The organism is Parafrankia sp. EUN1f (assembly GCF_000177675.1).
Lineage (GTDB): Bacteria > Actinomycetota > Actinomycetes > Frankiales > Frankiaceae > Parafrankia.
On record NZ_ADGX01000299.1, the window covers coordinates 1 to 4,180 of the forward strand.

At 71.9% G+C, this 4,180-nt stretch carries 5 protein-coding genes; 1 reads left to right on the forward strand and 4 read right to left on the reverse strand.

Features of this window, described 5'->3' with window-relative positions; all coding sequences use genetic code 11:
• From FREUN1FDRAFT_RS42655 to rimP, 4 genes are all read right to left on the reverse strand, one after another.
• On the reverse strand, positions 1–481 hold a 481-nt coding region (locus FREUN1FDRAFT_RS42655), incomplete at its 3' end, for a translation initiation factor IF-2 N-terminal domain-containing protein (RefSeq protein ID WP_198144586.1).
• Positions 482–712: 231 nt separating this feature from the next.
• The gene (locus FREUN1FDRAFT_RS38160; RefSeq protein ID WP_083473027.1) at positions 713–1,066 is read right to left on the reverse strand and encodes a YlxR family protein; all 354 of its coding nucleotides are present in this window, start codon (positions 1,064–1,066) and stop codon (positions 713–715) included.
• 7 nt (positions 1,067–1,073) lie between these two features.
• Positions 1,074–2,162, reverse strand: coding sequence for a transcription termination factor NusA (nusA, locus tag FREUN1FDRAFT_RS38165; RefSeq protein WP_006545792.1), 1,089 nt, complete (start codon positions 2,160–2,162; stop codon positions 1,074–1,076).
• On the reverse strand, positions 2,159–3,136 hold the full coding sequence (rimP, locus tag FREUN1FDRAFT_RS38170; protein WP_006545793.1) for a ribosome maturation factor RimP: 978 nt from the start codon (positions 3,134–3,136) through the stop codon (positions 2,159–2,161). The genes nusA and rimP overlap by 4 nt, the downstream gene beginning before the upstream one ends.
• Positions 3,137–3,502: 366 nt before the next feature.
• Between rimP and FREUN1FDRAFT_RS40565 the strand changes: the two genes are divergently transcribed.
• On the forward strand, positions 3,503–3,982 hold the full coding sequence (locus tag FREUN1FDRAFT_RS40565; RefSeq protein ID WP_050796199.1) for a hypothetical protein: 480 nt from the start codon (positions 3,503–3,505) through the stop codon (positions 3,980–3,982).
• Positions 3,983–4,180 lie beyond the last annotated feature (198 nt).

Below are 4,180 nucleotides of genomic sequence, written 5' to 3' on the forward strand. Positions count from 1 at the left end.
GCGGCTGGCGCTGCCGGCGGGGCCGCCGACGCCGCGATGGGCGGGGATGCTGGGGAAGAGGCGCGGACGGCGGGGCCACCGGCGGCGGGGCCACCGGAGGCTGCTGCGCTGCCGGCGGCGTGGCTGCCGGCGCGGACGGCCGCGTGATGCTGGGCATCGGGCCAGGACGACCCGAAGCACCCGGAGCACCGGGAGCCGGGCGACCGGCAGGGCCGGGCCGCGGGCCGGGACGACCGGGCATCGGACCCGGACGAGGCGGCGGAGTCGGCCGGGCACCGTTACCGGCCCGCGGGCCAGGGCGTGCGGGCGAGGCGGAACCTTCCGCGGGGAAGGCTTCCTTGAGCTTGCGGACCACGGGTGCCTCGACGGTGGACGAGGCGGACTTAACGAACTCGCCGAGATCCTTCAGTTTGGCGAGCACGGTCTTGCTGTCGACGCCGAGCTCTTTCGCGAGCTCATGTACGCGGGCCTTTCCTGCCACGGTGCTCCTTCGTTCGGCCCGCGGTCCATGCCCGCGTGACCTCGTTACCTGCTGGTCGTGATCATGGCTGCGTTCTCACTGCGCGGTCATCGCTGTCTCGACCTGCTTCCTGTCGACGTCGATCTGGCGTCGCCTTCCGGCGCGAGCCACCCGAACCGAAACCTCCGGAACGGGCACCGCTCCGCTGTCACACCGGACTCCACGCTGGCGCGTGCAGCCCGTACCACTGTTCTACATGCCTGTGTTGCGCGTGCGCAGTTCCAGGTACGCCCTGACCTGGTTCAGCCCGAGCGGCCCGGGAACCCGCAGCGCCCGCGGGAACGCCTTGCGGCGCTCCGCGAGATCGACACAGCCAGGATCGGGGTGCACGTGCGCACCCCGACCATGCATTCGGTGGCGAACATCCGGGAGGAGCTCTCCACCTACTACGACGATACGCAACAGGTCCGACCGCGCCACCCGGGCCCGACAACCGACACAGGTACGAACCGGCCCTACCGGGATCGCGGTTCCGGAGATCGTGCTACCGGAGATCGCGGTTCGGGCTGGGGACACATGAGGAGTCGGCTCCGCACGGCGCGCCATGATAAGTCTATCCCGTTGCGCCCCGAGAGTGGCCTCCCGCCGTGGAGGACCTCCGCGGCCCTGTCCCGGATCCGTTGTGCCGGGGCGGGGCGTCCCCGGTTGACTGGTCCGCACGGTCCGGGTTCCCCTCGGTGTCGGAGTGGATGTCGATCCGCCAACCGGTGAGCCGCGCCGCGAGCCGGGCGTTCTGCCCTTCCCGGCCGATGGCGAGCGACAGCTGGTAGTCGGGCACGACAACCCGGGCGGAACGATTCGCCAGGTCGGTGACCTCGACCTTCGAGACCCTCGCCGGTGAGAGCGCGCTGCCGACGAACGCCGCGGGATCCGCCGACCAGTCGACAATGTCGATCTTCTCGCCGTGCAGCTCCGCCATGACGGCCCGCACCCGGCTCCCCATCGGCCCGATGCAGGCGCCCTTCGGGTTCACCCCCGGCGCCTTCGAACGCACCGCGATCTTGGTGCGGTGACCGGCCTCGCGCGCGATCGCCGCGAGCTCGACCGTTCCATCGGCGACCTCGGGCACCTCAAGCCGGAACAGGCCCTTCACCAGCTCCGGGTGGGTCCGCGAGAGGGTGACCGTCGGGCCGTGGGCCCCCCGCGACACATGCACGACATAGCACTTGATCCGGTCGCCGTGCTCCAGCCGCTCACCGGGCACCTGCTCAGCCGGTGGCAGCACGCCCTCGACCGTGCCGAGGTCGACCAGCACCACCCGGGAGCCCGCGCGTTGCTCGTGGTGCTGGACCACACCGGAGACGACCTCATGCTCCCGGTCGGCGTACTGGCCGTAGGTCACTTCCTGCTGCGCCTCCCGGAGGCGCTGCATGATGACCTGCTTCGCGGTCATCGTCGCGATCCGCCCGAAGTCCGCGGGCGTGTCGTCCCACTCGCGCGAGGTGCCGTCCGGAGCGCTCTCGCGGGCGAAGACCGCCACCTCACCGCTGGTCCGGTCGATCACCACCCGAGCATCGTCAGCGGAGCCGGTGGTGTGCTTGTAGGCGGTCAACAACGCGGTTTCGATCGCTTCGACGAGCGTGTCGAAGGCGATCTCCTTCTCGCGCTCGATTCCCCGCAGCGCAGCGACGTCGAGCTTCACCGGTTCATCTCCTTGCCGTTCCGGCCGCCGCGGCCCGCTTCCGCGCCCACGGCATCGTGATCTTCCGCTGTCTCGTCGGTGTCCGCTGTCTCGTCGGTGGGATCCGCACCGTCCGCGCCGAGGTGCTCGACAGCCTCGTCAGAGTCGTCGGAGTCGTCGGAGTCCTCGAAGTCGTCAAGGTCCTCGACGTCATCAAGGTCCTCGACGTCGTCGACGTCCTCGATCTCGGACTCCAGGTCCACGGCATGCGATCCGGTCGCGGCCTCGCCCTCGTTCTCACCCGAACCGCCCGGTTCGGAGCCGGCGGGCGCGCCGAACTCGACCTGCACCGTCGCCCGGGTGACGGTGCTGTAGACGACGCGCTCCAGCCGGGTGCGCGCCGGGCGGCCACGGCGCGCGACGCCGGTCGGGATCGCCAGATCGGCACCATCGTCACCGGCGGAGAGCACCCTGCCTTCGACCTCACTGCCGTCAGCGCGGCGGACGAGCACCAGCCGGCCGACCGCACGACGCCAGTGCCGCGGCTCCACCAGCGGGCGATCGACCCCGGGCGAGGTCACCTCGAGGACGTAGGGCCCGCCGAGCGGACCGGCGCCGGACCCCGACAGCGGGCGGGCACCCGCCGCGTCGCCCCGCTCGGCCGCGGAGCCCTGCTCGTCCTCGTCGAGAGTCGCCGAGACGATCCTGCTCGCATCCGCGACCGCATCAAGATCGATACCTTCGTCACGGTCGACGACGACTCGGACGACACTGCGCGAACCCGCCCGCGCGACGGTCACATCCTCGAGATCGAAACCCGCCGCGGCCAGCCTTGGCTCGAGCCGACTGCGCAGCTGGGCGCGTATGGCGTCCGCCGCCGCCCGGCTCTCGCCCGCGGCCGGCGACCCGCCGGCGGTCTGTGCCCTGCCGGTGCCCCGGGACGACGCCGTCGGCCGACGGACCTCCGCCCGGCCGGAGTTTCCCGCCCTAGCCACCTAGCCTGTCCCTTCCCCCACCGACGCGGCGCCTCTGCCCGCGGCCTGTTCTACCGGCGACCGACCGCGGCGGCGCAAAAGCAGCCACATTACCCTCGGATGCGCCTTAGCCCCGGATACCGCCCGGACGCGATGCGGACCCGATAGCACTGCCGCCAGCCCAGATGCACTGTCGCCAGCCCCGACGCGCTGTCGCCGCGCGTGCGCGCGCCCGCCGGGTCAAGCGTCGAGCGTCACACAGTCGAGATCCTTAGCCTACGTCTGCCGACGGGCCTCTCCAATTTCGGGCCGGTCCGGCGCCCGGACCGGCCCGGCGGTGCGACCGCGGGACCGGCACCGGCCCGCCCATGTGCGAAGCTGCCTGCCGTGCCCACAGCAGCCGGTTCCGGTCCGTCGCGCCGGGCGATCCTGGCCGCCGTCCCGCTGGTCGGCGCTGGAGCATCGGTGCTTCTCGCCTCGGCCGGCTGCACCAGCTCGGGCCCGGTGGCCCCGACGCCGACGGCGAACCCGGCTGACGTCGCGGCCGCCACGGCGGCCTACCAGCGGGAAGCCGAGTTGCTGACCGCCTACGACGCCGCGATCAGCCGCCATCCCGGGCTCGCCACGACACTGCGCGCGATCCGCGAACATCACGCCGAGCATGGCAGCGATCTGGCCGCCCTCGGGCTGCCCGGCATCGGCGCGTCCGCGACATCGGCGGCGCCCACGACATCCGCGGCAGCGGCGACAGCATCCACGACGTCCACCGGGGATCCCGTGCCGGACACCGCGAACACAGCGGACACATCCGAGACGCAGACCGCCACGCTCACCGCCCTCGCGGCCCTCGAAGGCACCCGGCGATGATGTCGGCCTCGTCGCGCACCATCGCGATCCCGACGACTGTCATTGCTCTCCAAGGTCGTTAGATTGCCGATATGGGGCCGCAGCCGATCGAGGTGGGATCTACCGGCGAACGAGTGCGACGTCGCGTGACGCAGCTGCGGAAGGCGCGGCGTCTCACGCTGGTGCAGCTGTCGGAGCGGCTGACCGAGATCGGGCGCC